Consider the following 26,207-nt stretch of genomic DNA (forward strand, 5'->3'; position numbering starts at 1 on the left):
TCTTCATTAGAAAGAGAGGGGGAAATGCCGATTGGCACTTCCCCCTCTCTTTTTTATTTTGGCTCCAATTAGTTACCAATAACAGAAACATCCGTCAAAGTCATATTAGGATAATAGTGTGTTAATATGTCATTAAACGCCCATCCGCTTAGACCTAATTGAGAAGCCCCGTATTGACTCATTCCTACACCATGGCCATTCCCGCCTCCGAAGAAGGTAACACCATTTTCTCCGTCGATTTCAAAACTAAAGAACGCAGAAGGTAGAATCGTATAGTTTGTTAGCGGTGCAGCAGTATAACCAGTGCTTCCACCTGTAGCACGGTACAATAATACATCTCCACCACCAGTATAAGCTTTTACTGGTCTTATAGTGAAACGAATATTATATTCCTTGACAATTTTATAGGTTCCAGTCGTGCCTTCAATGACGAGTTCCATAATATTGCCGCCATCACCACGTTTTATAACGTACATATTTAAAAATTCTCCAATGCCTTCCGCAGGAATCGGCTGGCTTACAAATTCACCAGATTCATTTTTTGTTAAAATAAAATTAGGATCAGCAGCATATCTACCCTTAATATTGCTATTAATGGTATTCGCTAGCTCTTCTTTAGTGAAACTTACTTTCCATCTGAAGTAAGCAGATGTGTCATCATATCCTCTATAAGAAAGTGTTTTATAAAAGTCTAGTATTTGTTGTTCGTCTGACGTATCGATAGTAAGCATTTTACTAGAATCATTGGGATCAAACGTATGGCTTTGTGCTAGTAAATATGGAACTGCCTGCCCTGGGAATGATCCATCCCCATCGGCCCATACCTGGTGTTTAGATGCCCCAAAACCACCTGAAGTAGAATAGTATCTAGCATCTACTAAACTGCCATCCTTACTATACATAATAACCCCTTTTGTTTCCTGTACCGCTTGTGTGGTTAAAGCATTTTCAGCAGTATTGTTATACACCTGGCTCATGACACTGTCTAAAACAAAATAACCATCTTTAGCAAATCGATCACCTAAATAATCTCCTAAAGCATACGTTCTAGCTGCAACCGCCTGTGCTTTTAAAGCACTTAGTCCGAAGGAAGCTGGCATTTCGCTAGGAACTACCTGGTATAAATATTCTTCAAAATCTACATCATTGATTAATTTGAGCTTATCAGCTGCTGCTGTTATTTCAAAAATTCCTCGATAGGAAGGAACCCCCGCAGCTCTCGTAATATTGTCTACCTTAATTTTACTGCCCTCTTCTGTAGACACATAAAGACGATTTGAGGTCGAGTAAACTTCCGTACCATCTTGATTTTTAACTGTGACTACATTTGAAACTGCTGTAAAAATAATCTTCTCATTAGCACCAATCTCAAAACTTGCATTTGCTCTCTTATCAAGAATCGTAAGCCCTGTTGGAGAACTCATTTCAATCTTATCATGGTCCATTGATGCAAAACCTGTAGTCATGATACCAACTCTCATATTCTCAACTGGAGTCGGCCCTTCAATAAAGATTTTATGAATTTCACCTTTATGATTTACCCTAACAGTGACATTTTCTGCACCGACTCTTACATCCTTTAGTGATTTTTCAACTTTTTTCCCGTCAATGATCTGTGTAACTTCATAATCTTCATGCAGTGGCAGAACTCCTTGAATCTCTAATTCTAGCGTTTTATTCGCAGTATCTTTCGCCATAATCTTTTCTGTAACTAAATCCCAGGAGCTTGCTGAAACATTCGCCTGTCCAGGTAACAGCTGTGGAAAAAGTCCAACTAGTAGCATGACTGCTGCTACTATACGAATTAACTTATATACCTTTTTTATTATCATCATAGACCTCCTAAATTTTGATAGCGTTTTCTTTTTGTCAGATAAAGCTGGTAATATGTAAGATTTCTCCCTCCCTTTTATACTATTACTCTTTAATTATAGGAAACGCATACATCGAGGTCAATATAATATTTCAAATAATTCATAATACTTTTAAAATTTTATTTCACCCATATTAAAATTTTTCCAATACTAAAGTCCCGAATGACTATATACTAATAAAAAAACTCTATTAATGTGACTTAATAGAGTTACAAGTTTACTAGTATTTCACAAGCTCATATTCTCCCTTAAGAAATCAATTGATTCCCTTGTTTCATCTAAATGTTTAACCGTTTCTTCATATTGCTGTGAAGCTACACACATAAAAAGAATATCGATGACATGCAGTTGTGCAATTCTTGACGAAGTTGCTCCACTCCTAAAGGTAGGTTCTCTTGTAGCAGAGGTGTATAATTTAATGTCTGCAAGCTCTGTCACTAAAGAAGTGCCGTATTTAGTTAAACTGATCGTTGTTATCCCCTTCTTCTTTGCAAGCTTTAAAATCTTTGCAACTTCTAAGGTCTTGCCTGAAAAGGATATACCAACGACAACATCACCTTTTTGTGCGTTTGCTACTAAGGTAGCGACCATATGCATGTCTTGGAATGCGGTGGCAGTCTTGTCGATCCGCAAAAACTTTTGCTGTGCATCCTGTGCAATAATACTAGAAGCGCCAACTCCAAAGAAATGGATATTTCTTGCCTCTTTTATCGCTTTAATTGCCCTATTAAGCTCATCTATACTTAATAATTCTGCAGATTCATGCAGCGTTTTCGTACTATTATTCGTCATTTTTTCAATGATCGATAAAGGTGATTCATTCGGTTCAATATCTCTAAATCCCTGCTTGTCTTTTTTCTGTAAATCACCGGCGATCCTCAGCTTCAATTCTTGAAACCCTTTTAAATCCAATGATTTGCAGAGTCTGATGACGGCTGCACCGCTCGTAGAACTTCGCTTGCCCAGTTCACTGGCAGTTAAGGATATCGTTTCATGTGGATTTTCTAATATATATTCAGTAATTTTCTTTTCAGATGGAGGGAGTTTACTTTGCATTTCGGAAAGCATGACTAATCCTCCGGTCATAAACGACATGGCCATCAACTCACTTTTTCTTTAAATTCTCTCTACTAAGACTAGATTATTTTTCTCATGACATGGAATTTACGTGTGACTTCAAATCCAGTCTTTTTATAAAGATGTCCTGCAGAGGTCTTTTCACTTGTCCATAGAAACCACGCACCATGGAGCCCTTCAGCCCGCATTGCCTGTAAACATACATGTAACATAATCTTGCCTAAACCTTTACCTTGCTGCTCTGGGTCCACTCCAAAAGGACCAAATCGATCAGCCACCCCTTCATAGCCCCCATAAATACAAAAGCCAACAAGCTTGCTGCCTTCTCTCGCAACGAAAATGCGATGGAGTGGAAGACCTTGGAGGATCCCTTCACGAATGGCCCGTCCCCAATCAGGATTAAATTTTGTATTCGCAAATTGAATCACTTCATAAAGGTCTTTGTCATCTGCAGAAGAAAATGTATATCCCTCAAGCTCCCGCTGCTTTTTTAACTCCGCTACTTCAGTTGGGATTTCAAATCCGATTAAGTTTCGATCCATCGCTACAGGTGAGTACAGTTTTTCAAAACCTAACTTTTGTAAAAAATGAAACCCGGCCGGATAGGTTTCTTCATCAATGCCCGGTAAAATATAATTCGGTGCATAGGACGCGAAAAAGACATTTTTCCTGCCTTCTGATGCAAGAAAATCAACGGCTTCACCAACAAGGGCAGCGCCAACATTCGATCTTCTAAATTCCTTTTTTACAAAAAAGAAAGGAATCCAGCCATTGTCATGTTCTAAATCCACACCGAACATCGGTAATAATCTTCTTACAGCATAGACACAACCAATTAATGTATCATCATGAAAAGCCAGACGCATTCCTTTTGGATCAAAATTTGCATCTAACAGCACTAAATTTCGAAATCTTACAGAAGTAATGGGGTCCTTCGGTAAACATTCATTCCAAAGTTGAACAATTTCCTTCTCATCACCAGATTGATAATATCGAAAAATATTCACGTAGTTTATTCCTCCTTTAATTATATAGTAAGTAAGGTTGTTTCTGCTTTGAAAAAGCGTGCAGTTCTTCCTCACACTCTTCTAAAAACGTCTTGGTATCGCCAGTTAAAATTCGAGCTCTTAAATCCTTTGTTCCGGCCAATAAGTCAAAGAAGAATTTCCCGTTACTGTGCTCTAAAAATTCAAAGTCATTGTGATACATTTCGGCAACGGTCTCAATTAATGTTAATCCTGTTTTAAAAGAATTTAGGGAATGCCGATCTACAACATGTAATTGAACACCTTCACAGACTGTATCTCTATGTTTTTGATAGGTTGGAATAAAGGAAATCGGGCGTGCTAGCACTCCAGGTAAGCTTTTTTCATTAAACACCTTTGCCAAGCGGTAACCATCTATATATGGACTGCCAATGAATTCAAATGGCCTAGTTGTCCCTCTTCCTTCCGACAAATTTGTTCCCTCTACTAAACAAGTTCCAGGATACAGAATGCTCATATCCATCCCTGTTGTGTTTGGGGATGGAGGCACCCAAAACAAACCTGTTTGATCGTAATACATATCTCTTTCCCAACCCTCCATTGGAATGACGGTTAGGTCGCAATGGATTCCAAATTCATGCTTATACAGTAACGCAATTTCCCCCACCGTCATCCCATGGCGATTGGGCAGCGGATAAAGTCCGACGAAGGAACGAACTTCTTTTTTCACTAAATTCCCTTCCATCAATGACCCTGAAATAGGATTCGGCCGATCTAATACAACAAAATGCTTCCCATGTTCCGCACATGCTTCCATCACATAGGCCATGGTGTAAATAAACGTATAATAGCGTGCACCAATATCCTGTAAATCAAAAAAGATCACATCTACATCATCAAGCATTTCTTTACTTGGCTTTTTCGAGGCTCCATATAGGCTATATACCGGAACCTTCGTGTACGGATCGATAAAGGAATCCAGCTTCTCCCCTTCCTTTGCGTCACCACGGATACCATGCTCTGGTGCGAAAAGTGCACTCAGCTGAATATCAGGATGACCATGGAAAAGATCAATCGTAGGCACCAGCCGATGGTTAACCCCCGTCATATTGGTCACAAGTCCGATTCTCTTCCCTTTAAATTCTTGAATCTTCCTTTCAAAAAACACATCAAGTCCTAGCTTCAACTCTATCCCTCCCTTCAAAAAGGCTCTTTTCCTAAACTTTGTTGCTTTTAAAACAAAAATTAATAAATGTCCTTTCACAGAAAAACAGCATAAACGTAGGAAAAGAGCTTGCAAACTAAATTCAAAGGCGCAAAATAACTATTGCCACGTTAAAATCGGCTTTAGGATTTTAACAACAATCGTTACGTAACAGCCTTCAAAAAAAGAGAGATTACATCTCTCTTGTTGTTGTAACGCTATTATTCTTTGACACCGCCCAATGTCAAACCTTTGATAAAATGACGCTGGAACATGATAAATACGATGATCATCGGAACAGCTGCGATGGCTGCACCGCTCATGAGTAATTTAAAGCTTGCGAGGTTGGCATCCTGTAATGATTTTAGACCCACTGGCAGCGTATAAAGATTGGCATCATTTAGGACGATGATCGGCCATAGGAATGAATTCCAGACGCTCATAAACGTAAAGATTCCTAATGCTGCCAGCCCTGGTTTTGCTAATGGCAGGACGATTTTCCAATAGGTTTTCCATTCACTTGCACCATCGATTTTCGCCGCATCGAGTAATTCATCTGGAATCGAGTACATAAACTGTCTCATTAAAAATACGCCAAATACCATGGCTAAGTCTGGAAAAATAAGTGCATAATGGGTATCCATGATTCCTAGATTTTTCACCATCATAAACAATGGTACGAGGGTAACTTGACCCGGAATCATCATCGTCGCGATGATGGACCAGAAAATGATATTTCTACCCGGAAATTGTTTCTTCGCCAGGACATATCCTGCCATCGAATCGATTAATAGAATCCCTATCGTGACAATCACTGCAATATAGGTACTATTCAGGAACCAGCGGCCAATATTATTCTTTTGAAACAATGTGGTAAAACCAGAAAAGGTATCGGACACAATATTGTCCATGACTTCGCGGTGATACTCCTCTTCCTTCACATCACCATTTTTATCTGCTTCCCGCGCTTTCCCCCAGTGCTCAAAATACTCAGGAATCCCCATCGGATACATCTTTGGAGGATTAGAATCTACATAGGATACGGAACGTTCTAATTCTTCATCTTGGTAACTGCTTAATTGCATCGATGTACTAAAAACCCAATAAAGAGGCAAGAGGGAAACGATTGAAAAAAAGCCTAGTAATACATAGATGATCGTTTTATTTAGCTTCTGAACACTTCTTGAATTTCGCATTTAGTTCCCCCCTACTCATCGTACTTAAGTACACGGAATTGAATGATTGAGAATAATAGAATGATAAAGAATAAAACAACAGATTGTGCCGCAGCTAATCCAAATTCAAAATCTCTAAAACCAGTCTTATAAATAAGATGAACAAGTGTTTCTGTTGCGGAACCCGGTCCGCCGCCTGTCATCATGATAATCTGCGTAAATACTTGGAATGAACCGATTGTACTTAATAAAACTAAATACAGCGTTGATGGCTTTAATAATGGTAAAGTGATATGAATCCACTTTTGGATACTATTGGCACCATCAATGGTTGCTGCTTCATAAAGAGATTCAGAAATGGATCCCATCGAAGCTAAATATAAAATAATCCCCACTCCAAAAGGAATTAAACATTGCATGATAATAAGCGCCCAAAGTGCTGAGGAGGATTGCCCCAGCCAGTTAATCGGATTCACGCCAAACCAGCCTAAAACATAATTAAAAATCCCAAAATCAGTGTTATACATCCAGCGCCAAACCATGGCCACGATTACCATGGATGTAACTGTAGGCAAATAAAATGCCGCTCGGAAAAAGCTTTGTGACAGTTTTCCTAAAGGGTAGATTAGACTTGCGATGATGAGCGCGCTCACCACATTAAACGGTACTGTTACAACCGTAAATAAAAACGTGTTTTTTAGTGCGATAAAAAACGCTTCACTTTGAAAGACCTTCACATAATTATCAAGGCCTACCCATTCGCTTCCAAAAATTTTATATTCCTGAAAGGATAAAATAAAAGCCCAAACTACGGGTATGGCAATAAAGGCGATAAACAGGACTAACTTTGGAAATAAAAACAAATAAGCGGGAAGATTTTTTTTTATTTGAGAAAGGATCGATGGTTTTCTTTCGATTACAATCGTATTTGAAGTTTGTTGAACGGGTTTCAATTTAACGCCCCCAATTTATCATAAGCTTGCAGACTACCAAGAAAAAATGGTAGTCTGCAAATCTTGATGCTGCTATTTTAGTATTTCATTTACTTTCTTCTCTGCATCTTTCATTGCATCTTTAGCTGTCTTTTCACCATTAAATACGAGCTGTAATTCTGTTTGAATGGCCTCATCAATTTTTTTCCACTCAGGGTGACGTGGAAGCATAACAGTTTGTGAAGACATTTCTTGCGCACGTGCCATTTCTGGGTTGTCTTTATAAGGATCTTTGTCTGCAGCGCTCTTAAGTGCAGGGAATGTACCATATTCTGTTGCCATTGTATATTGCTCTTCTGTTGAGGAAATGTATTTAATAAACTCGCCTACAACTTTCTTTTTACCAGCTTCTTCTTGGTGGAACATTGTCCAGCCGCCAACACCGCCGATGGTTACAGGCTTACCTGAATCACCAGTAGGGTAATTTGCTACCATGAAGTTTGTTGGATATTTACCTTGTGCAGCACCAATTGCCCATGTTGCCCATGGCTGCATAGCAACCGTTCTTTGTTCAGCATTTGCCCATGCTTGGAATGTACCGCCAACGTCTTGTCCGCCAGAAGTTTCAGGAGATACTTTATCTTTTAGTTTTAAATCAGCAAGCTGTTGAATCGCACTTACTGCTTCTTCACTATTAAATGCAAATTTCGTCATGTCTTTATTTAGTGGACTTCCGCCATTGATGTAGAAGAATGGCCATGCTTCATAATAGCCTGGTAAAATATAGGTTGAGAAGCCAAATACGTCTGTTTTTCCATCGCCATCACGGTCAAATGTTAGTTTTTCTGCAGTTGCTAAGAACTCTTCCCATGTCCACTCACCATTTTTCGGCGGCTCTACTCCACGCTCTTTGAATAGGTCTAAGTTTAATAGCATCGTATGAACCGTCATAGAGTTAGGAACTCCATAAAGTTTCCCTTCAAACTTATACGCATCAAGTGCATTTGGATAAAAATCTTCTAATTCTTCTTTTGTGAAAAGCTCATCTACTGGCTCGATAACACCTTGGTCGATATGGTCGATACTTACTGCACTGCCGCTAATATCAACTGGTGCAATATCTGGCCATGATTGTCCAGCAATGGAAACACCTAATTTATCAGGCAGTTCTGCCCACGGAACTTGAACCAATTCAACTTTAACACCTTCATGTTCTGCTTCGAATTCTTTAATTTTGCTTTCCATCCAGTGGAATTTGTTATCTTTATCGTCTGGCCAGCGAGGTCCATCCCAAATGGTAATCGTTCCTGTCCATTCTTTTTCCTCCGCGTCACCTGAAGCTTTCTCATCCTTACCTTTACTGCTGCATGCAGCTAAGAACAGTACGATTGCAAGTAAAAGACTAATAAACCGAATTCTTTTTTTCACGTTAGTACCCCCATTAGAATTATTTGTTTTTTTCCATTCAATCAACCAATCATTCTTTTATCCTCTTGGCTCCCGCCCCCCTTCAAGGCTAAATTCTTACCAGGCGATTTTCCCCATGATGACAGGTTTCTTTGCACCTGTTGCAGCTGGCAAATTGTTCGTTCTCTTCATAAAACATTGATACCCTAATAGTGCAAAAACAATGGCTTCTTTGGCATCACCTGATAACCCAACCTGCTCTGTACTATCCATTGTGATATGTTGCGGGAGACTATTTCGCAGGCTTTTTAGTAATGTTTTGTTATGCCATCCTCCGCCGCTGATGAGGACTTCTTCAATCTTGCCTTTTTCAATATAGTGAGTAATGCCATTTGCTAGTGTTTGAGCTGTTAATTCCGTGATGGTTGCAATTCGATCTTCCACCGTAAGATGGCTGGTCTCTTTCCATAACCGCAGTGCATAGTCATGGCCGAATAGCTCTCTTCCTGTACTTTTTGGAGGCTCAAGCTGGTAATAAGGGTGAGCGAGCAGCTCTTTTAGCCATTCTTCATTCACCTTACCACGCGCGGCAATGTCTCCATTTTGATCAAAGGATTGTTTCCCATCTGTTGCAAGTTCGGTAAAAGCATCGATTAACATGTTTCCTGGTCCTGTGTCAAAAGCAAGGACAGCTTGTTCGTCGCATCCAGCTGGTAATACCGTTATATTGGCAATTCCGCCAATGTTAACGAGCACACGGCCAAATGCTGGATTTTTAAAGAGTAGATAATCAGCATATGGTACTAATGGAGCTCCTTGCCCGCCTGCTGCCATATCTCTTGTTCTGAAGTCACCGATGGTCATCACACCTGTACGTTCGGCAATAACAGCAATGTCTCCGATTTGCAGGGTTGACGTAATAGGGTGATCATCGATTTCTACAGCTTCTGGCTGATGAAAAATCGTTTGACCATGCGAACTAATGATGTCGATTTGATTCATGTTTAAACCCGCTTCAGCTACAACCTTTTTGGTCGCATCTGCAAATAGTTCTCCCAAAAGCATATTCATAGAAGAAATATCTTGTATTCTAGCTCGCTCTGGATTACATAACTCTAGTAATTTTTCCTTCATCACACCTGAAAAACCTAGTGTTGAAAAAGAGATTAGCTTGATATCAAATTTTTCATTTTCTTCTTTAATTGACACTAATGCGGCGTCAATTCCATCAAGTGAAGTGCCTGACATTAGTCCAACGACTAACTTCTCATTTTCCATGTTTTTCACCCTCTCTCACTCGTTTATTTGTTTTGAAATGAAGGTATGGTAACAGGTAAAGTTCCAGATACTTTTTCTAAACCATAAATGGCGGCGGCTGTCATTTTTAACGCCGAATAGGAAAATTCATAGGTACATAAATAGGCAGCAACATCTGGTAAATACGCAATATCGTATGGACTTCTCGTTGCCACAACCACAACTGGTACTCCAGTGTCATGTAATTTTTCCACTAATGTAATCTGCGAATTACCAGGAAGTGCAGTTAAAGTACCGACAACGATTGCCTCATATTCTTTCGCTTGCTCAGAAATAGTGTTAATCTCTTCCTCCGTCGGCGGGTTTGATAATTCCACCACATGTGCTGAGGGATCAATTTCCTTTATCGACTTACCTAGCAGCATGGATGAATATCTTTTATCTTCCACTTGCATGGTGTAGCTGTTCTCAGAGTAAACAACCAATACACGCTGTGTGCTGTCAGCTGCAAGCGGCAGTATTCCAGAGTTTTTCACCACCGTTACGCCTTGTCGATATATATCCTTCGCAGTATGTTCGTGCTCTTTACAGCCCACAACACTTGGAACGGAAATTTCATCTTTTAACTGAAGTTCATCCCAATTTAAATACTTTTCTTTCAATCTAGTAACTCGTTCAAAGGCGTCATTCAATGCAGCATCTTCAATTTCTCCTGATTCAACAGCTCTGGCAATTGCCTCAATGGTATCTTTTTGCAGGTTATGAAGATGAGAGACCATAATCAAATCCACTCCAGCCTTGATAGCTTCTACACCACCTCGCGCTGTTCCAATCGTGTTTGCAATCGCATTCATTTCCATGCAATCAGTGGTCACCACTCCGTTAAACTGCAGCTTATTTCGTAAAAGTCCTGTAATGACTTTTTTAGATAATGTGGCTGGCACGCCTTGTTGATCTTCAATCGCAGGGAAATAGACATGTGCTGACATGACGGTATCCGCACCTTCTTGAATGCTTTCTACAAATGGCTTCAACTCTATTTCTTCTAATCGTTCCATATCGTGTGCAATAACAGGTAAGTCTAAATGTGAATCCACATTGGTGTCTCCATGGCCTGGAAAATGCTTTAAGGTTGTAATCACACCTGCATCCTGCATGCCTTTCATGGCCATTTTTCCAAACAATGAAACCTTTTCTGCACTCTCGCCAAATGATCTTACTCCAATGACGGGATTGTCTGCGTTATTATTGACATCCAATACAGGCGCTAAATTCCAATTAATCCCCAAAGCTTTTAGTTCTTTCCCAGTTCCTAATCCAACTTTATAGGCATTGTCAGGGAGATTCGTTGCACCTAGCAGCATGGCACCCGGAAAAATCGTTGCACCTTCCCCCAGCCTGCGTACGACTCCATTTTCTTGATCGATACAGATTAGCAGTGGATGTTCATGTCCCGCTTCTTTTGCCGTTTTCTGTAGTTCGGAGGTTAACGCTAAAATTTCCTGTGGTGTTCCAATATTCCGTCCAAAAAGAATAATACCGCCAACATGGAAATCTCTTATCAATTCTTTTATTTCTTCTGAAGCAGTTTTACCCTTGAATCCTACGACCATAAGCTGGCCGACCTTGTTCCGAAGATTCATCTTGTCACCTCCATTTTCTTGTTTAAAGCTCAAATCCAGGTATGCTTGATCCTTTTCTTACATTCGCACCTGTTGGGAATTTGAGTGTTTGCGCATAGGTAGTTCGATTGAGGCATCCTCTCATCGTCCCAAGTGCTTTGTAGTAATCATAGTAACGGAAAGAGGTTGAATTCATAATAAACCAGTACTGCGACAGCGCTTCCAAATAGGTGTCAAATTCATCGGTGACATCGACAAATATATCCGGCAGATAACCTTCCATGTCCTCCCAATTCTCACTGTGAAACATTCTCGTTAACGAATGTGGAGGCAGCCCTTCTAAATCAAAACCAGGCAGTGCCGCTTTTAGCCATGCCGCTTGAACAATTTTTGGACATAGTGCATGGTCTGGGTGCATGCTGTTTTCCCAATGGGTGATGACAACAGTAGGCTTAAGCTTTCTGAATATGGTTGCAACATGTGAGATGGTAGCATCGTCATCACTTAATTCTGCGTCTTTATAATCAAGCGTGATACTCTTTGCACCTAATACAGCTGCAGCTTTTTCCGCTTCCCTAATTTTTTGTTCACGATACTCTTCGACCGTTAAACCTGCTGGTGTCCCTTTTTCACCTGCAGTCAAATGCAGGAACGTCACCTCATGCCCTGCTTTGGCATACTTATGGGCGATTGCACCTGCTTGGATCTCAGCGTCCCCGCAATGTGCGCCAACCACCATTAAATGAAATTTCTGAGACAAAATATTTCCCCCTCACGTAAGGCTCTATCACCACGTTAAAATCGTCTTTAGGATCTTGGCTGTGTGTTAAATGTATTGTTGATTTAATTCATTTTTTGGAAATTAAATAGACGGAAAAATTCCACTTATTTAATTTTTCCTGATTAAAATAGCTTATTTAAACGGAGAAATTCCGGCTATTGAATCGAAATACGTGAAATTGGACGATCTTGCTCTACATAACCGGAAAACCTCCGCTTATTTACCAGGTAACAGGCTCCATTTTGCATTTAACCGGAAAGTCTCCGCTTATTTTACTTTCGCTGTTTACTGGAGCACAAATCAACAGCCTAATTAAACAGAGCCAAGGTTTTGACAACAATCGTTACGAAAAGCAGCCTCGCTTAAAAATATGACCGAATGATGTTGTGCAATCTTGGTCGAAGACGAAGGATAGGATCTTTTCTTCCAAAATGCACTCGATTTGTAAGTAAAATGACATGAAGCTTTATTTCAGGATCAAACCATATGCTTGTGCCTGTAAATCCTGTGTGACCATAGGATGACGCTGAAAAAAGATCTCCACAGCTTGAAAAAGTTGGACTTTTCAATATCCATCCGAGTCCGCGGTATTCGTTACTAAAAGCTGTAAAGTTTTTTCTGCTCACTTCAATCGATGCCTTAGACAGCACTTGTTCTTTTTTAAACATACCCTCATTTTCAATCATCCTAGTGAAATTAGTAAGGTCACGAACAGTCGAGAACAACCCGGCGTGTCCGCTAATTCCTCCCATGCTTTCGGTGTTGTCGTCATGCACGATTCCATGTTTGTAATCATTTAGCTTTTCACTATATTCCGTTGCTGCATAACGACTTCTTTCAAATGTCGGGTTAAATGTCGTTTCCGTCATTTCAAGCTTGTCAAATAGTTCTCTTTTGACATAATCTTGAAAACACTCATTTGTGACACTTTCAATTAATTTGTAGAGGGTTATATATCCCAAATCACTATAAATAACCTTTTCACCAATGGGTGCAACCAATTGCTCGTCATAGATTCGCTTCAAGATTTGTTCAGTCGTTAAATTCTCCAAAAAATATTCTCGATGAGCAGGCAGTCCTGATGTATGCGTTAATAACTGTTTTATCGTAATCGTTGATTTTCCATATCGCCCAAACTCCGGTAAAAAGAAGGAAACTGGGTCATCGAGATGCAGGGTGCCTTTTTCAACCAGTGTAAGAATCGCAGGAAGTGTGGCAACTAGCTTGGTTAAAGAAGCTATATCAAAGACTGTATTGATAGCCATAGGCTCTTTGCTAGGAAAAACAATCCGGTTCCCAATCGCTTCTTCTACTACACACTTTCCTTGATAGGAAACATAGATTACAGCTCCAGGAATATGATTCAATTGAATTTCATTATGTAGAAAATCAAGAACTTCCTGTTTCATCATCTAGAGCTTCCTTTCCTTTGCTAGTTCAATGGCTGTTCGCGTAAATCCATTCGCTTCTTTGATGGCCTCATTCGCTTCTTCATAAGAAACATTCGCAAGGATCATCACGATTGCAGGTTTCACTTTTTGATCCGTTTCATTTAGAACCCTGGCTGATTCTTCATAAGAAACACCCGTAATCGTACTGACGATATTTCTCGCTCGTTCAATTAACTTCGCATTACTTGCATTCAAATCCACCATTAAATTCCCATAAACCTTGCCAAGTTTAATCATGGTGGTTGTCGTAAACATGTTTAAAATCATTTTCTGAGCCGTAGCGGATTTTAATCGAGTAGATCCTGATAAAAACTCTGGTCCAACAACCGCTTCAATATTATGATTCGCGATTTTACCAATCTCTGAATTTGGATTACAGGATACAGCTATCGTTACTGCTCCAACCTCTTTTGCATAGTTCAATGCACCAATGACATATGGAGTTCTGCCGCTTGCGGCAATTCCGACGACAACATCGGATTGAGTCAGTCCTCTTTGTGCTAAATCCTTCTCCCCAAATTCAAGACTGTCTTCTGCACCTTCAACAGCTCTGAACATCGCTGTTTCTCCACCAGCCATAACTGCTTGCACTAATTCTGGAGGTGTACAAAATGTTGGCGGACATTCTGAAGCATCGACAATCCCGATTCTACCGCTCGTACCCGCACCGATGTAAAATAAACGCCCATTATTTTTTAAAGATTGATAGATTGCTTCTATTGCCAATTCAATCTCTGGAAGAACCTTTTGAACCGCATCTGCCACGCTTCGATCTTCTTCATTCATTAAGGCAACGATTTCACTCGTTGACAGTTGATCGCTATGGATTGATTTGTGGTTGCGCTGCTCTGTTGTTAGGTTTGATATATTCACTTTCATTTGGACACGCCTTTCCAAATTTACTATTTATCTTTTGAGTTCCTTACTTAAATCCTTACTCATCTGCTGGTATTCCTTCCAAATCACAAAATCTAGTTTTCCGTAAAAATTAACGAGCCCAGTCCAATCGATAACAATACTATGTATATTTCGTTCCCGTAAAAAAGAAATACCGGCCTCAACAATGGCAAGCCCATATCCATTTTTTCGTTCATTGAGATCAATTCCCAATGGACCTATTCCACCTAACGCCTCATTCACCAACGGTGCCCAGTATACATTTTGTGCAATATACGGAGAATTGTGGTCGTTTATTCGGCAAAACCCAATGATGTTCCCGTTTTTCTTTGCGATGACAAACTCTCTCCCAGTGCCGCCTCTTTGAAAATAGTGAATGGCTTCATATTCCCATCTTCCTGGGAAGCAACGCTGTAAGAACGAAAGGAACTCGTGTTTTTCTTCTTTTTTAAGTAGAGTAAATTGAACATCATATCTAGATGGATTAAAACAATTTGGCCGGTTTTGATCGTGACGGATTAAATCATACTCGATGTAACCACCTACATAATTTCGCTTCTCAAACCATGTTTTTGACTTCTCAAAGTTCTTCGGAATTCCTGGGAAGTAGTGCCAAGGATCTCGCCCAATATGTACTGTTTTTATGTTTCTTTCTTTTAATGCCTGCTCCGCTTTTCCTAATAGAGCGCTTCCAATTCCCCTGCAACGATAGCTCGACTTCACTAAAAGCACCTGAATCCAGCCGATATCGTGATTCATTTGAACGTCTAAATTTTCCTGCCAGCATTTAGATACGACAAAACCAATGACTTGATCTTCATCATTTATCGCAATAAACGACCCAGAACGTAATACATTTGCATCATCAAAGCTATTCTGAATAAAAAGCTCTTCTCTCAGTGGGAACCTCATACCAATTTCTGAATTCCAAAGTGCGACTAGTTCTTTAAGCCTTTGATGATCCCAGCCGATAAATTTCATATTGGTATCCCCCATTACATCTTCGAGTTTTTTACTAATCTGTTTTTTACTTCCATCTACTATTATACGACTATGTATTCATTTTTGAAATAAAAATTCAAAATTTTATAAATATTTTCGCACTAATATTTCACATTTTAAAATATGGCAGTGTTAATCCATTTTCGGAATCTAAATAGGCGGAGAAATTCCGCTTAATTCGAATTTACCAATAAAAATAGCGTAAATAGACGGAGAAATTCCGACTATTTATTTAAAAAACATGAAAATGGAGGTTTTTTCTATGCTTAACCGGAAAATCTCCGCTTATTTAAGTCAAAATTGGCTCCATTTTTCATTTAACTGGAAAATCTCCGCTTATTTTACTTGGCCTGGTTACTGGAGGGCAAATCAACACCCTAACTTAACAGAGCCAAAAATAAATGCAGCTTCAAAGCCTTCCTGAATGGATACATTACCACATCGAATGGCCTTAATTACCGCACCGCCGACTGGTGGAAGCTTCGGTTTTACTAAGTTTGTATGTACTTTTTGATCTTTCAACACCGATTCAATCGCAGGTATAAATAAGTCTGAACGGTTAAATACCCCGCCAACCAATACAACTGGAACGGTTTCATCAGACTGAAATAACTGCTGCGCTAAACTGCCTATCGAATTCCCAATCTTTCTCCCAGCGCGATGGATGATTTCTTTCGCAACTTCATCCTGTTGGTCTGCTGCTTCTGCAACATACCTGCTCAATGGTGAAATGACTTCACGTGCCTTTCCAACCTGATAAATGGTGTGGATTAACTCTGGTGGCAGACTAACATTGAAATGCTTTAAGATACTTTCCGTTAGGATCGTTTTTTTGCCTCGCCCATCATATTCTTTAAAAATTGCATGTAATGCTTCCTTACCAAGGTCATACCCGCTGCCCTCATCATCGATTAAATAGCCCCACCCGCCTGCACGGCCTCTATCACCCTTCGAATTAATACCGAAAGTGATGGAGCCAGTGCCTGCAATTTGGACGATTCCCGGTGCCCCGTAGGTTCCGGAATACAAGGCATTCACTCCGTCAATATCCACAACAACCTTTGTACCAGTAGGCACCAACTTTGAAATACTCTTTTCCATAAAGCTTCTCGCATCAGGACGATCAACGCCGCTCATTCCAGCAAACACTACAGATAGATTTGAGAATGCGCTTTCATTTTGGAGCCTTAAAGAAGTAACTAAGTTTCGTAATTCCGATTCTACCTGTTTACGGTCAACGCCGTTTTGATTGGTCGCGCCAACTGTTTGCTGAGCAGCAATTTTTCCAAACTCATCAGCAATAACACCGACTGTCTTCGTTCCTCCGCCATCAATACCTAAAACATACATGTAAATGTCCTCCAAAAACAGCTTGTAGATTGATAGTTTGATTATATAATATAAAAATAAAGTTTTAAATATAAATTATATTTATTGAAATTATATTTTAGTTGTAATTCATACTATTTTCACGACAGCTTGGCAAAAAACCACCAGAACCGTCCCCTTGGTCACCCTCGGTCATAAAAAAAGCTAACGAAAAGGGATATCATTTTCCCGTTTCCGTTAGCTTTTGGCGCATTCGGTTATCTACCCTTATAATTCGGTTTTTCTCTATCTAAAAAGGCACGTAATCCTTCGACGCGGTCCTCTGTGGCGAAGTTAACCAGCCATGCCTCGGCTTCCAATGTTAAAGCCTTCTCCAGAGCAAGATCTACTCCGTGATTGAGTGCTTTTTTTGCTTGCATAACGGCGATCGGGCTATTTTTTAGAATCCGTTCTGCTAAAGCCAAACTTTCTTCCATTAACTGATCCTTTGGTACAACCTTATTGACGATACCTAATTGTTTGGCCTCACTCGCAGGAATCCTGTCACCGGTAAAAACTAACTGTTTGGCAATCCCTACCCCAACAAGCCGGGCCAATCGCTGCGTACCTCCCCAGCCAGGATAAACACCTACCGTTACTTCCGGTAAACCCAACTGGACATGCTCTGCTGCAATACGAAGATCACAAGCTAATGCGATTTCCAACCCGCCGCCTAAGGTAAATCCATTTAAGGCAGCAATGACAATTTTACGGCTGTTTTCCAATCTGTTTAAAAAGGCTTGGCCGGCATAAACAAACTTTTCACCTTCCATAAGTGTCATTTCTTTCATCATGGCGATATCCCCGCCTGCAACAAACGCTTTATCTCCCGCACCTGTTAAGATCACGGCTCTGATCTCTGGGTCATTTTCAATCACGTCTACAACATGCTCCAATTCAGAAAATAATTGGAGGTTGATTGCATTTAAAACTTCCGGTCGGTTCAATGTAATAATGGCTATGTTATTCTTTTTTTCATAAAGGATGTATTCTAGTGATTTCTCCATTTTTCTCTCCTTTTACCCTATGGCTCTTTTCTTAAACTTTGTTGCTTTTTATAACAAAAATTAATAATTGTCCTGTGTTTTCGAAAAAAAACAGATAAATTTTATAAGAAAAGAGCTTGCATACTAAATTCAAAGGCACAAAATAACTATTGCCACGTTAAAATCGGCTTTAGGATTTTAACAACAATCGTTACGAAATAGCCTATCCGATGGCCTGTAATTCATGCTTCAATATTTTTCCAGAGTGGTTTCTTGGAATTTCATTAATCATTTCATAATACTTTGGTATTTTAAAACCTGTTAACTTGTCTCGGCACCATTTGGTAATCTGTTCACCATCAACAGCAGTAGAATCAGGAGCCAATACAACAAATGCTTTGATGGCCTCACCCCAGGTTGGATCAGGAATTCCAATGACGGCGACATCTCCAATTTGCGGATGCTCCCTCAAAACCGCTTCTACTTCATTTGGATAAACGTTTTCTCCGCCTGTCTTTATTAAGTACCTTTTCCGGTCGACCATCTCAAGCGTTCCATCTGCCGATCTTCGGAATACGTCGCCGGTATGAATCCAGCCTCCGTCCAACAACTCTTTTGTTGCCTCTTCTTTATTCCAATAACCTTGAATCATGGAAGGGCCGCGAAGTAAAAGCTCACCAATTTCCTCATCGGGGTCATTGCTGATGTTATCGATTTTTCCGTCAAAGTTTGGCAGTAAATAACCATATGATTTAAAGTTTTCCATATCTTCCTTATAGTGAATCGCGGTTACAATACTGCTTGCTTCAGTGGAACCGTAAATACCAAAATAGGTGCAACGAAGCTTGTTATTGATATCCGTAACAATTTTAGAAGAAACAACCCCAGCCATTGACAACAGATTCTTAAGTGATTCAACCTTTTTCACATCATAAAAATCCGAATATAGGAATCTACTTAATAGAGGTTCGAGGATAAACATAGTAGAGACCTTTTCTCTTTCAATCAGTTGATAGGCTTCTTCGGCATCAAATTTCGCAGATGGGAAAACTACTTTTCCACCATAATGGATATGAGTAAGGAATGCCCCAAACCCTGCTACATGGAAAAGTGGAAGTAACGCAATATAGCTGTCTTCCGGTCCATTTTTAATAAAAGCGTTAATATTATTATCATTCCACAGCCAATTTTGATGAGTCGCGATACATCCTTTAGGAAACCCAGTGGTTCCGCTCGTATACTTGATGGTAAAAATATCGGAAGTCATCACTTTACAGTCAGGTTCTCGTGAAGGGAAATTCCCGCTTTCCTCCAATATAGTTGTATCAAGATAGAGTGGAACATTACAGTTATTGGCACTGGTTTGTGCATTCCCGTACAACAATTCACTAGTTAACATTAATTTAGGGGAGCAATCTTTCAATATATAATCAATCTCACTGTTGTTTAATCGAATATTAATAGGTACAAAAATAGCACCCATTTTCGCAATGGCAAAAATAAATAGGCCGTAAGAAACTTTATTTTCCGATAGAATCGCCACACGGTCACCATGTTGAATTCCCTTCGCTTCCAGCCAGTTGACAATCCGATTTACCTCTTGATTTGCTTCTTGATAGGTATATCGATGATTCTCAGAAACAAATACTTCATTTTGAGGATATTGGACTGCATTCTTTCTTATTAAACTACCTAACGTAAATTGATTCATCCTTTTAGCACCCCTTGTTGTAGAAATAATAGTTTTATGAAGAGACCCCATGTATCTACACAGTAGATATACATAAATAGAGACTGATTCCTTCTTTCGTCAGAATCATCAAATAATAAAATATTCAAAAATTTCATATAAAAACCATTATACCTGCCTAACTCTGGACATGCAATGGAGTGTTTCTAGTATTCTACCCTAATTCTCCTTCACCAATTTGTTACAATCTAAGACAGTTTTATACAAGAAAAAAACTAATCAAACACTTGATTAGTTAGGCGATAAATCCTTTAGTGGGGTGCCAAAGGTGCCAAAGGGACGGTTCTCATGGTTTATTTTTAGTAAACTTTTGACCACTAGAACCGTCTGAAGCCGCTGAAAAACCAGCGTTTTCGTGAGCTATTTTATATGTCAATTTCATTTCCATCAAAATTAAAAAATCAGGGAACTTCATTTGAAGTTCCCTGATTTTTATGCTTGGTCAAATGTTATTCCTTACTCAAGAATTCCCTCTTAAGGACCAAAAATCTATTGAAGAAGAGTAAAGGGCCTTATAGGTTTTATTAATTTGACAAATACATCAAAGCAGGCAAGGTTAGGATTGCAGGAATGGTGATTTGTCAGCCTTCACGGCATTTTTAAGTCGATTGCTTTTGGAATACCAATTAAATTTTAATTTTCCTGTTTATCAACTAGAAAGGTGATAAGCACGAATAATAAGAAAGCTAGTAAAAGTAAGCTTCCACCCACGATAAAGAACACCATGACAAAGGTTTCATTAAGATTGAATGGATTTAGATTGTACATCCACATTCCTACGGTCAAACCTGCAGCACCCAGCATTCCAAGGATACTGTGAATTGCTACAAGTCTTTTGTATTTAATCTTATACACCTTATAAAAAATTCCCCAAGCGAATACCGAAAGCCATCCTACTAATAGAATATGAGCATGAATGGGTCTCAATGAATAATCCATACTTCCTGACATTTGAGAACCAATAAAAGTACCGATTATTCCGAATATCGCTGAAAAACGAATGAGCCTTAAACTCCAAGTTTGTTCCATCTATTTATTCCTCCAATTTTCTTTCTTTATTTGGAAGTATGATTGTGAAGGTTGTTCCCACGCCAACCTCACTATCAACCTTTATTTCTCCCCCATGCAGGTCAATAATCTGTTTAACAATCGATAAGCCTAGCCCTGTACCGTCACTTTTTCTAGATGAATCTACACGGTAAAAACGTTCGAAAATTTGGGTCACGTCTTTCTTAGACATCCCGATTCCGGAATCTTTCACAATGATCGTGATGAAGGCTTCACTTTTAGATAAACTTATCCAAATATTCCCTCCATGAGCATTATACTTTATCGCATTCGTTATCAAGTTGTCCCAGACGTTGCTTATCAGTTCGACATCAACCTTCATCCGAATAGGTGACAGTTTATAAGAAACTTCAATTTCCTTTTCCTGTAGTCGCCATTGATACCTGCGGATGGTTTGTTTTATCTGTTCATCCAATTGCACCTCTGATATCATCATCGGATACGCTTTCTGATCAAGTGAGGTTAATACCAATAACTGCTTAGTTAGATTGGAAAGTCGCTTTGATTCATGATCAATAACCTGCAGGTACTCGTTTAATTCGTGTTCATTTACGTTTTGTGACAGTAGAAGCTCAGCATACCCCCGAATATTCATTAGTGGAGATTGAAAGTCATGTGACACATTATTGATAAAGGATTTTCGAGCTTCATCATTATGTTGCAACTGCCTCTGCATGTTGTTAAAGCTTTCTGCTAATTGGCCAAGCTCATCATTACGATCAATCTTTAACGGATAAAGAAAATTCTCACGAGTAATCTCTCTAGTCGCTTCTGTTAACCTTGTAATCGGGTTGATGAGATGCTTTGCAAACAGGATTACCCCACTAATGCTAACAACTGTAACTGCTACAAAAAACCATGCTAAAATCATATGAATATCAGAAAAGAGCAGTTTATTATTGGGACGTAGGAATAAACCATATTGCTCCCCACTCATGGTGAATGGCACACCTACCGTATTCTTAACATCATTTGAGAAATGTCCCATCATTAAAAACTTATTGGAAAAGTGGCTCATACCGTGGTAAATCTCTTTTTCCAAGACTACCTTCTTGGCTTCAATAGGAAGTTCTGTCTTTGTAAAAGGCTTGCCAAAATAAGCCTCTTCCCCGGATTCGTTTACCACATATATTTGATACCCAAGATTACCAATCGATTCTAAGAAAGGCTCTAAGGAAGAATGATCAGAATGCATATTCTCAAGGTTTAATGTAATGGTTTGGGCGATCTCTACATTTTGCTGATCCATCTTCTGCTTGGTAGAAGACATGTAAATAAAATTGGCTAATATCATCCCAATCGTGACACTTATTATTAAAATCAATAGCGTTGCAACAATGAACTTTTGATATAAAGTTCTCATTTGGTTACCTCAAGCTTATAGCCAATCCCTCGAACCGTTTGAATTTCCACCGATGCATCATATTTTTTTAAACGATCTCTGATTCGGTTTATATGAGTATTAAGAGTTTGTTCTCCGCCTTCATAATCAACTCCCCATACTTGTTCGACTAAAAAGGCTCTAGGTGTAATCTTATTTGCGCGTGAAGCTAATAAACTTAATAATTCAAATTCCTTTAGTGGTGGAAGAACTGTTTCTTGATTGATCATTAATTCAAAGTTTTTCCGATCGATGGTAAGATTTCCTACCTTTATGACCGTTTCCATGGCACGTTCGACGCGCCTTAACACTACGGCAACACGAAATAGAAGTTCCTTTACCTCAAATGGCTTCACGATATAGTCCTCTGAACCAGCTAAGAAGCCTTGTTCTTTGTCATCAATCTGCCCTTTGGCAGTCAGCAGGATAACGGGGAGATCGTAGTCAGTTGATAATGTCTTTGTCAATTCATACCCATCCATTCCTGGCATCATGACATCGACAATTGCTAAATCAACAGTTTTTTCTTCCAACAGATTCAAGGCTTCTTCAGCATGATTCGCTCTATATACTTGATAGCCTTCTCGACTTAAGTGGATAGATACAAGCTGTTGAATATATACATCATCATCTACAACAAGAATCTTCATCTTCATTATAGGAACCTCCTAAAAGGAGGATACAAAGGATAGGAAGTCCTTTGTATCCTTTTTTACTGTCCATTATGGGAGACTTGCTTGTCTTTTTCAAATAGTAGGATTAAAGCTGGTAGAAGCATTCCCCGAACTAGGAAAGTATCAATTAAGATTCCAATTGCAACCATAAAACCAAATACGAAAAGGTCAGCAATTGGCATCGTAGTCAACGCTGCAAAAGTTGCCGCTAGAATGATACCCGCCGATGAAATGACACCACCGGTATTCCGGATTGCAATTTCGAGAGCACCTTTAACTCGGTGCGTCTTCCGCTCTTCTATGAATCTAGAGGCAAGGATAATATTATAATCAATCCCTAACGCCACTAAGAAGATGAAAGCGTAGACAGGTACACGAGTACTTAATGCTTCATAACCAAACAAGATATCAACTAGAAAAATGCCAAGACCCATAGCAGATACATAGGAAAGTAAAATGGTCACCATCATATAAATAGGCATTTTAATGGAACGAGTCAGGGCGAATAAGAGAATTAGGATTAGTAATGTTTCAAGTGCCACAATAGTAAAAATATCCTTCGTATTCACATCTCGTTCATCTACTAGCTTTGCAGTTACTCCGCTAAAGTATGCATCGCCGGATATAGAAGCGTCCTTTAATAGTTTTGGTGATTCTTCACGTAAATCTTGTATCATATCCATAGCTTCCGTAGAATATGGATTCATTGCTAACACAACACTAAGCTTTATAGCCTTAGAGTCCTCAGATTGTGCAGTCAATCGTACAGATGTAATTTCTTTATATTCTTGTAGTTTTCCGGTAATAGCAGTTACGTCTTCTTCTACTAAAGCTTCATCACTTTCGATTAACAATGTTGTAGGTGCTAGTTCCCCTTTGTCATATCTTGTCTCTACAATTTCATATCCAACTCGAGACGGTAAATCCTCAGGAAACTTTTTGACAGTATCAAATTCAAAATCAAGATTAAACACATTTAAAGCAGTAATGACAAGAAAAATACCAACAATCCCTCCGGATATACCTGGTTTATTCACCACAAACTTCGCAATAGGTCCCCAAATTCCGTGTTTTACTTCTTTTTCTTGGCCGTACTTTGGAACTTTCGGCCAAAATGCTCTGCGACCAAATAGCGTAAATAAAGCAGGCACCAATGTGATCGACGCTAACATGATGAAGAACATGGCAAGACCGAAAATTGGAGCAAAGTTTTGATAATCACGGAAATTAGCGAAGAATAAGACCAACATCGCTGCTAACACCGTGCCTCCAGCAAAAAATACAGGTTCCCCAGTTGCACGCATTGCAAGTTTCATTGCTTCATATTTGCTTTCAACCTTGTTAAGCTCCTCACGGTAACGGGAGAATACAAATAGTGAATAATCAATCACTGCAGCAAAAAGTAAAATACTCATAATGGAGGTTGTTGAGTTATTGATTTCTAACCCGCCCGCCCCTAGTAATGCAACACTTTGATTCACAACCTGATAGACAATAACTGTTGCAAGCAGAGGGATGAACGCAAGTAACGGTGAGCGGTAAATCACAATAAGTAATACTAAAATAATAACGATTGTAGCAAGTAATAACACAAAGTCCGCTTGTTCAAAAAGCTTGAGTGTGTCCCCAGCAATTCCAGCCGGACCAGTGATATAAAAGGAAATATTTTCAAATCCATCTGCGATCTTATTGCCTATCTCAGAAGCCTTATCATTGATATCGGCAAATTGGCTATTACCAAGCCCCTGCTCTAATTCCATCGGAACAATCATCGTTGAACCATCCTCGGAAATAAAGCCCGTTAACGCTTGAGGTGGAAGTGCGCTTATATCAAGGATATTCTCAATTCCTTTAATATCTTCTTCTACTATTCCATTTAGTATTTGTGTGACCTCATCGGTACTGATGTTGCCATTTTCATTATGGAATACAAGGATTCCTGGTGTCCCTTGCTCATTTGGAAATATCTCTTCTGTCTTCTTTTCAGCTAATAAAGATTGTGCTTCATCTGGGAGCGATTGAAAATTCGTTACTTTATAGTCACCAAGCCTTGGTCCCGCACTTAATCCGACCATCAGGACTAGCCAAGCGATAATCGTAATCCACATCCCTCGTTTTGTTGAAACCCAATCTGTAATTGGAAATAACAGTTTTCTCAAAAATGTAAACCTCCTTTAGTCTCTTTCGAATATGATCTTACTAATCGAAGATAAATTTAATATCAACTTTTGTTTACATTTTTGAGAAACTAATTTTTAGTTTTTTGAAAATTTTTATAATCCATATTTTTATTGTCAGGCTTCAGATGGCTTTCCTTCTGCATACAATGCCTAATACAAAAATATTTTTCATAAAAACTCCGCCATTTCCTTAATATGTTGGGGATGTGCCGATCCATTCAGCACATTGAATGAGTTTACTCTCAGGTATATTTGTAATTTGCGCAACAAAAGATGGAGTGTATTTAGAAACGACCATTTCTAAGTCGGGAAAGCAAATCGTATTCCATTTTCAATGTATAAAACTGTCTGCGATTGTAATCCTCCGTATACCATGGCACTACCGTGGATTTATTACGAAAAAAACTAATCAAACACTTGATTAGTTTTGGGATAAACCCTTTAGTATCAGGGACTATCATTATATATGAGCTACCTGCAAGCATTGTCGAAAGTCGTACACAGACAGGTTTTTTTATCTCGCCGTATTCATTATTTTCTTCTATTTTCGAAATAGAATTGGAACCCATATAGAAAAATTGCTTTATAAAAGATATGTAGAAAAAATTGAAAATGATTTATACGAAATAATGCCACTATTTTTAGTTTTTTAAATACCTTCATAATAGGAAAAGCAAATATAGCACCTACAATTGCGTTTAAAGTGATAAAACGTTTAAAATCCCCATATGTCCATTTTAAAATCCACATTGCACCAACTAAAAATGGTCCGATATGAAAAGGGAATTCCCCTGAAAGATAGGAATGGGAATTTCTATAGAAAACCCACCATTTACGTTGTTTTCCAAATATAGCTTCAATGGAGTGTATGATTAGAACAAGGATGGCTGCAGGAAAATACCTCTTGATATTACGCCTTCCAAGAAAAGGTAATGTCGACAACGCTAATATGACTATAAGAATATTATATAATCGCATAGTTTTTAATGACATACTAGCAATTCCTCCTTTTGTCTTTTACTTCATTACTATTCAACCCGCCAATAAATTTTATTCCGAGTTAATACTGCCAAATAATAAGCTCAAAAGTTTCTCTTGATTTTCTGTATACTTCATTGCCATTACCATAAAATAA

21 protein-coding genes are annotated in these 26,207 nt (G+C 39.0%); all 21 read right to left on the reverse strand.

The window, feature by feature from the left end; translation table 11 throughout:
* Nucleotides 1–68: 68 nt before the first annotated feature.
* The 21 genes from AC2TFD_RS27460 to AC2TFD_RS27560 all read right to left on the reverse strand — a co-directional run bounded on the left by AC2TFD_RS27460 (nucleotide 69) and on the right by AC2TFD_RS27560 (nucleotide 26,065).
* Complete coding sequence (locus AC2TFD_RS27460) at nucleotides 69–1,832, reverse strand: SpoIID/LytB domain-containing protein (RefSeq protein WP_484674346.1); 1,764 nt, start codon at nucleotides 1,830–1,832, stop codon at nucleotides 69–71.
* Nucleotides 1,833–2,102: 270 nt separating this feature from the next.
* Nucleotides 2,103–2,942 carry a MurR/RpiR family transcriptional regulator gene (locus AC2TFD_RS27465; RefSeq protein WP_335568640.1) on the reverse strand — a complete coding sequence of 280 codons (840 nt, stop codon included), beginning with the start codon at nucleotides 2,940–2,942 and terminating at the stop codon, nucleotides 2,103–2,105.
* A gap of 68 nt (nucleotides 2,943–3,010) precedes the next feature.
* Nucleotides 3,011–3,958, reverse strand: a complete 948-nt coding sequence (locus AC2TFD_RS27470) for a GNAT family N-acetyltransferase (protein ID WP_484674347.1) — start codon at nucleotides 3,956–3,958, stop codon at nucleotides 3,011–3,013.
* A gap of 16 nt (nucleotides 3,959–3,974) precedes the next feature.
* Nucleotides 3,975–5,123: an exo-beta-N-acetylmuramidase NamZ family protein gene (locus tag AC2TFD_RS27475; protein ID WP_484674348.1), complete on the reverse strand. Its 1,149-nt coding sequence runs from the start codon at nucleotides 5,121–5,123 to the stop codon at nucleotides 3,975–3,977.
* 239 nt (nucleotides 5,124–5,362) lie between these two features.
* Complete coding sequence (locus AC2TFD_RS27480) at nucleotides 5,363–6,337, reverse strand: carbohydrate ABC transporter permease (RefSeq protein ID WP_335568637.1); 975 nt, start codon at nucleotides 6,335–6,337, stop codon at nucleotides 5,363–5,365.
* A gap of 11 nt (nucleotides 6,338–6,348) precedes the next feature.
* A complete protein-coding gene (locus AC2TFD_RS27485) occupies nucleotides 6,349–7,269 on the reverse strand; it encodes a carbohydrate ABC transporter permease (RefSeq protein WP_335568636.1) in 921 nt (306 codons plus the stop codon).
* Nucleotides 7,270–7,341: 72 nt separating this feature from the next.
* On the reverse strand, nucleotides 7,342–8,676 hold the full coding sequence (locus tag AC2TFD_RS27490; protein ID WP_484674349.1) for a sugar ABC transporter substrate-binding protein: 1,335 nt from the start codon (nucleotides 8,674–8,676) through the stop codon (nucleotides 7,342–7,344).
* Between the two features lie 96 nt (nucleotides 8,677–8,772).
* Nucleotides 8,773–9,933, reverse strand: coding sequence for an anhydro-N-acetylmuramic acid kinase (locus tag AC2TFD_RS27495; RefSeq protein ID WP_484674350.1), 1,161 nt, complete (start codon nucleotides 9,931–9,933; stop codon nucleotides 8,773–8,775).
* A gap of 23 nt (nucleotides 9,934–9,956) precedes the next feature.
* The gene (nagZ, locus tag AC2TFD_RS27500) at nucleotides 9,957–11,555 is read right to left on the reverse strand and encodes a beta-N-acetylhexosaminidase (protein ID WP_484674351.1); all 1,599 of its coding nucleotides are present in this window, start codon (nucleotides 11,553–11,555) and stop codon (nucleotides 9,957–9,959) included.
* A 22-nt stretch (nucleotides 11,556–11,577) separates the two neighbouring features.
* Complete coding sequence (locus tag AC2TFD_RS27505) at nucleotides 11,578–12,294, reverse strand: PIG-L deacetylase family protein (protein ID WP_484674352.1); 717 nt, start codon at nucleotides 12,292–12,294, stop codon at nucleotides 11,578–11,580.
* A gap of 383 nt (nucleotides 12,295–12,677) precedes the next feature.
* Nucleotides 12,678–13,724, reverse strand: a complete 1,047-nt coding sequence (locus AC2TFD_RS27510) for a serine hydrolase domain-containing protein (RefSeq protein ID WP_484674353.1) — start codon at nucleotides 13,722–13,724, stop codon at nucleotides 12,678–12,680.
* A gap of 3 nt (nucleotides 13,725–13,727) precedes the next feature.
* Nucleotides 13,728–14,645, reverse strand: a complete 918-nt coding sequence (murQ, locus tag AC2TFD_RS27515; RefSeq protein ID WP_484674354.1) for an N-acetylmuramic acid 6-phosphate etherase — start codon at nucleotides 14,643–14,645, stop codon at nucleotides 13,728–13,730.
* A gap of 27 nt (nucleotides 14,646–14,672) precedes the next feature.
* Entirely contained in the window at nucleotides 14,673–15,644 is a 972-nt protein-coding gene (locus AC2TFD_RS27520; protein ID WP_484674355.1) for a GNAT family N-acetyltransferase, read from the reverse strand.
* Nucleotides 15,645–16,034: 390 nt separating this feature from the next.
* Nucleotides 16,035–17,015, reverse strand: a complete 981-nt coding sequence (locus AC2TFD_RS27525; RefSeq protein WP_484674356.1) for an N-acetylglucosamine kinase — start codon at nucleotides 17,013–17,015, stop codon at nucleotides 16,035–16,037.
* Between the two features lie 236 nt (nucleotides 17,016–17,251).
* Nucleotides 17,252–18,040 carry an enoyl-CoA hydratase/isomerase family protein gene (locus AC2TFD_RS27530; RefSeq protein ID WP_484674357.1) on the reverse strand — a complete coding sequence of 263 codons (789 nt, stop codon included), beginning with the start codon at nucleotides 18,038–18,040 and terminating at the stop codon, nucleotides 17,252–17,254.
* Nucleotides 18,041–18,242: 202 nt separating this feature from the next.
* Nucleotides 18,243–19,730, reverse strand: coding sequence for a class I adenylate-forming enzyme family protein (locus AC2TFD_RS27535; protein ID WP_484674358.1), 1,488 nt, complete (start codon nucleotides 19,728–19,730; stop codon nucleotides 18,243–18,245).
* A 672-nt stretch (nucleotides 19,731–20,402) separates the two neighbouring features.
* Nucleotides 20,403–20,798: a hypothetical protein gene (locus AC2TFD_RS27540; RefSeq protein WP_335515204.1), complete on the reverse strand. Its 396-nt coding sequence runs from the start codon at nucleotides 20,796–20,798 to the stop codon at nucleotides 20,403–20,405.
* A gap of 4 nt (nucleotides 20,799–20,802) precedes the next feature.
* Nucleotides 20,803–22,200: a sensor histidine kinase gene (locus tag AC2TFD_RS27545; protein WP_484674359.1), complete on the reverse strand. Its 1,398-nt coding sequence runs from the start codon at nucleotides 22,198–22,200 to the stop codon at nucleotides 20,803–20,805.
* Nucleotides 22,197–22,868: a response regulator transcription factor gene (locus AC2TFD_RS27550; RefSeq protein ID WP_335515229.1), complete on the reverse strand. Its 672-nt coding sequence runs from the start codon at nucleotides 22,866–22,868 to the stop codon at nucleotides 22,197–22,199. The genes AC2TFD_RS27545 and AC2TFD_RS27550 overlap by 4 nt, the downstream gene beginning before the upstream one ends.
* 62 nt (nucleotides 22,869–22,930) lie before the next feature.
* On the reverse strand, nucleotides 22,931–25,051 hold the full coding sequence (locus AC2TFD_RS27555) for an MMPL family transporter (protein WP_484674360.1): 2,121 nt from the start codon (nucleotides 25,049–25,051) through the stop codon (nucleotides 22,931–22,933).
* 552 nt (nucleotides 25,052–25,603) lie between these two features.
* Nucleotides 25,604–26,065 (reverse strand): hypothetical protein, encoded by a 462-nt coding sequence (locus AC2TFD_RS27560; protein WP_484674361.1) that lies wholly within the window; start codon nucleotides 26,063–26,065, stop codon nucleotides 25,604–25,606.
* Between the last annotated feature and the right edge of the window lie 142 nt (nucleotides 26,066–26,207).

This window comes from Neobacillus sp. plas4, from assembly GCF_057221695.1.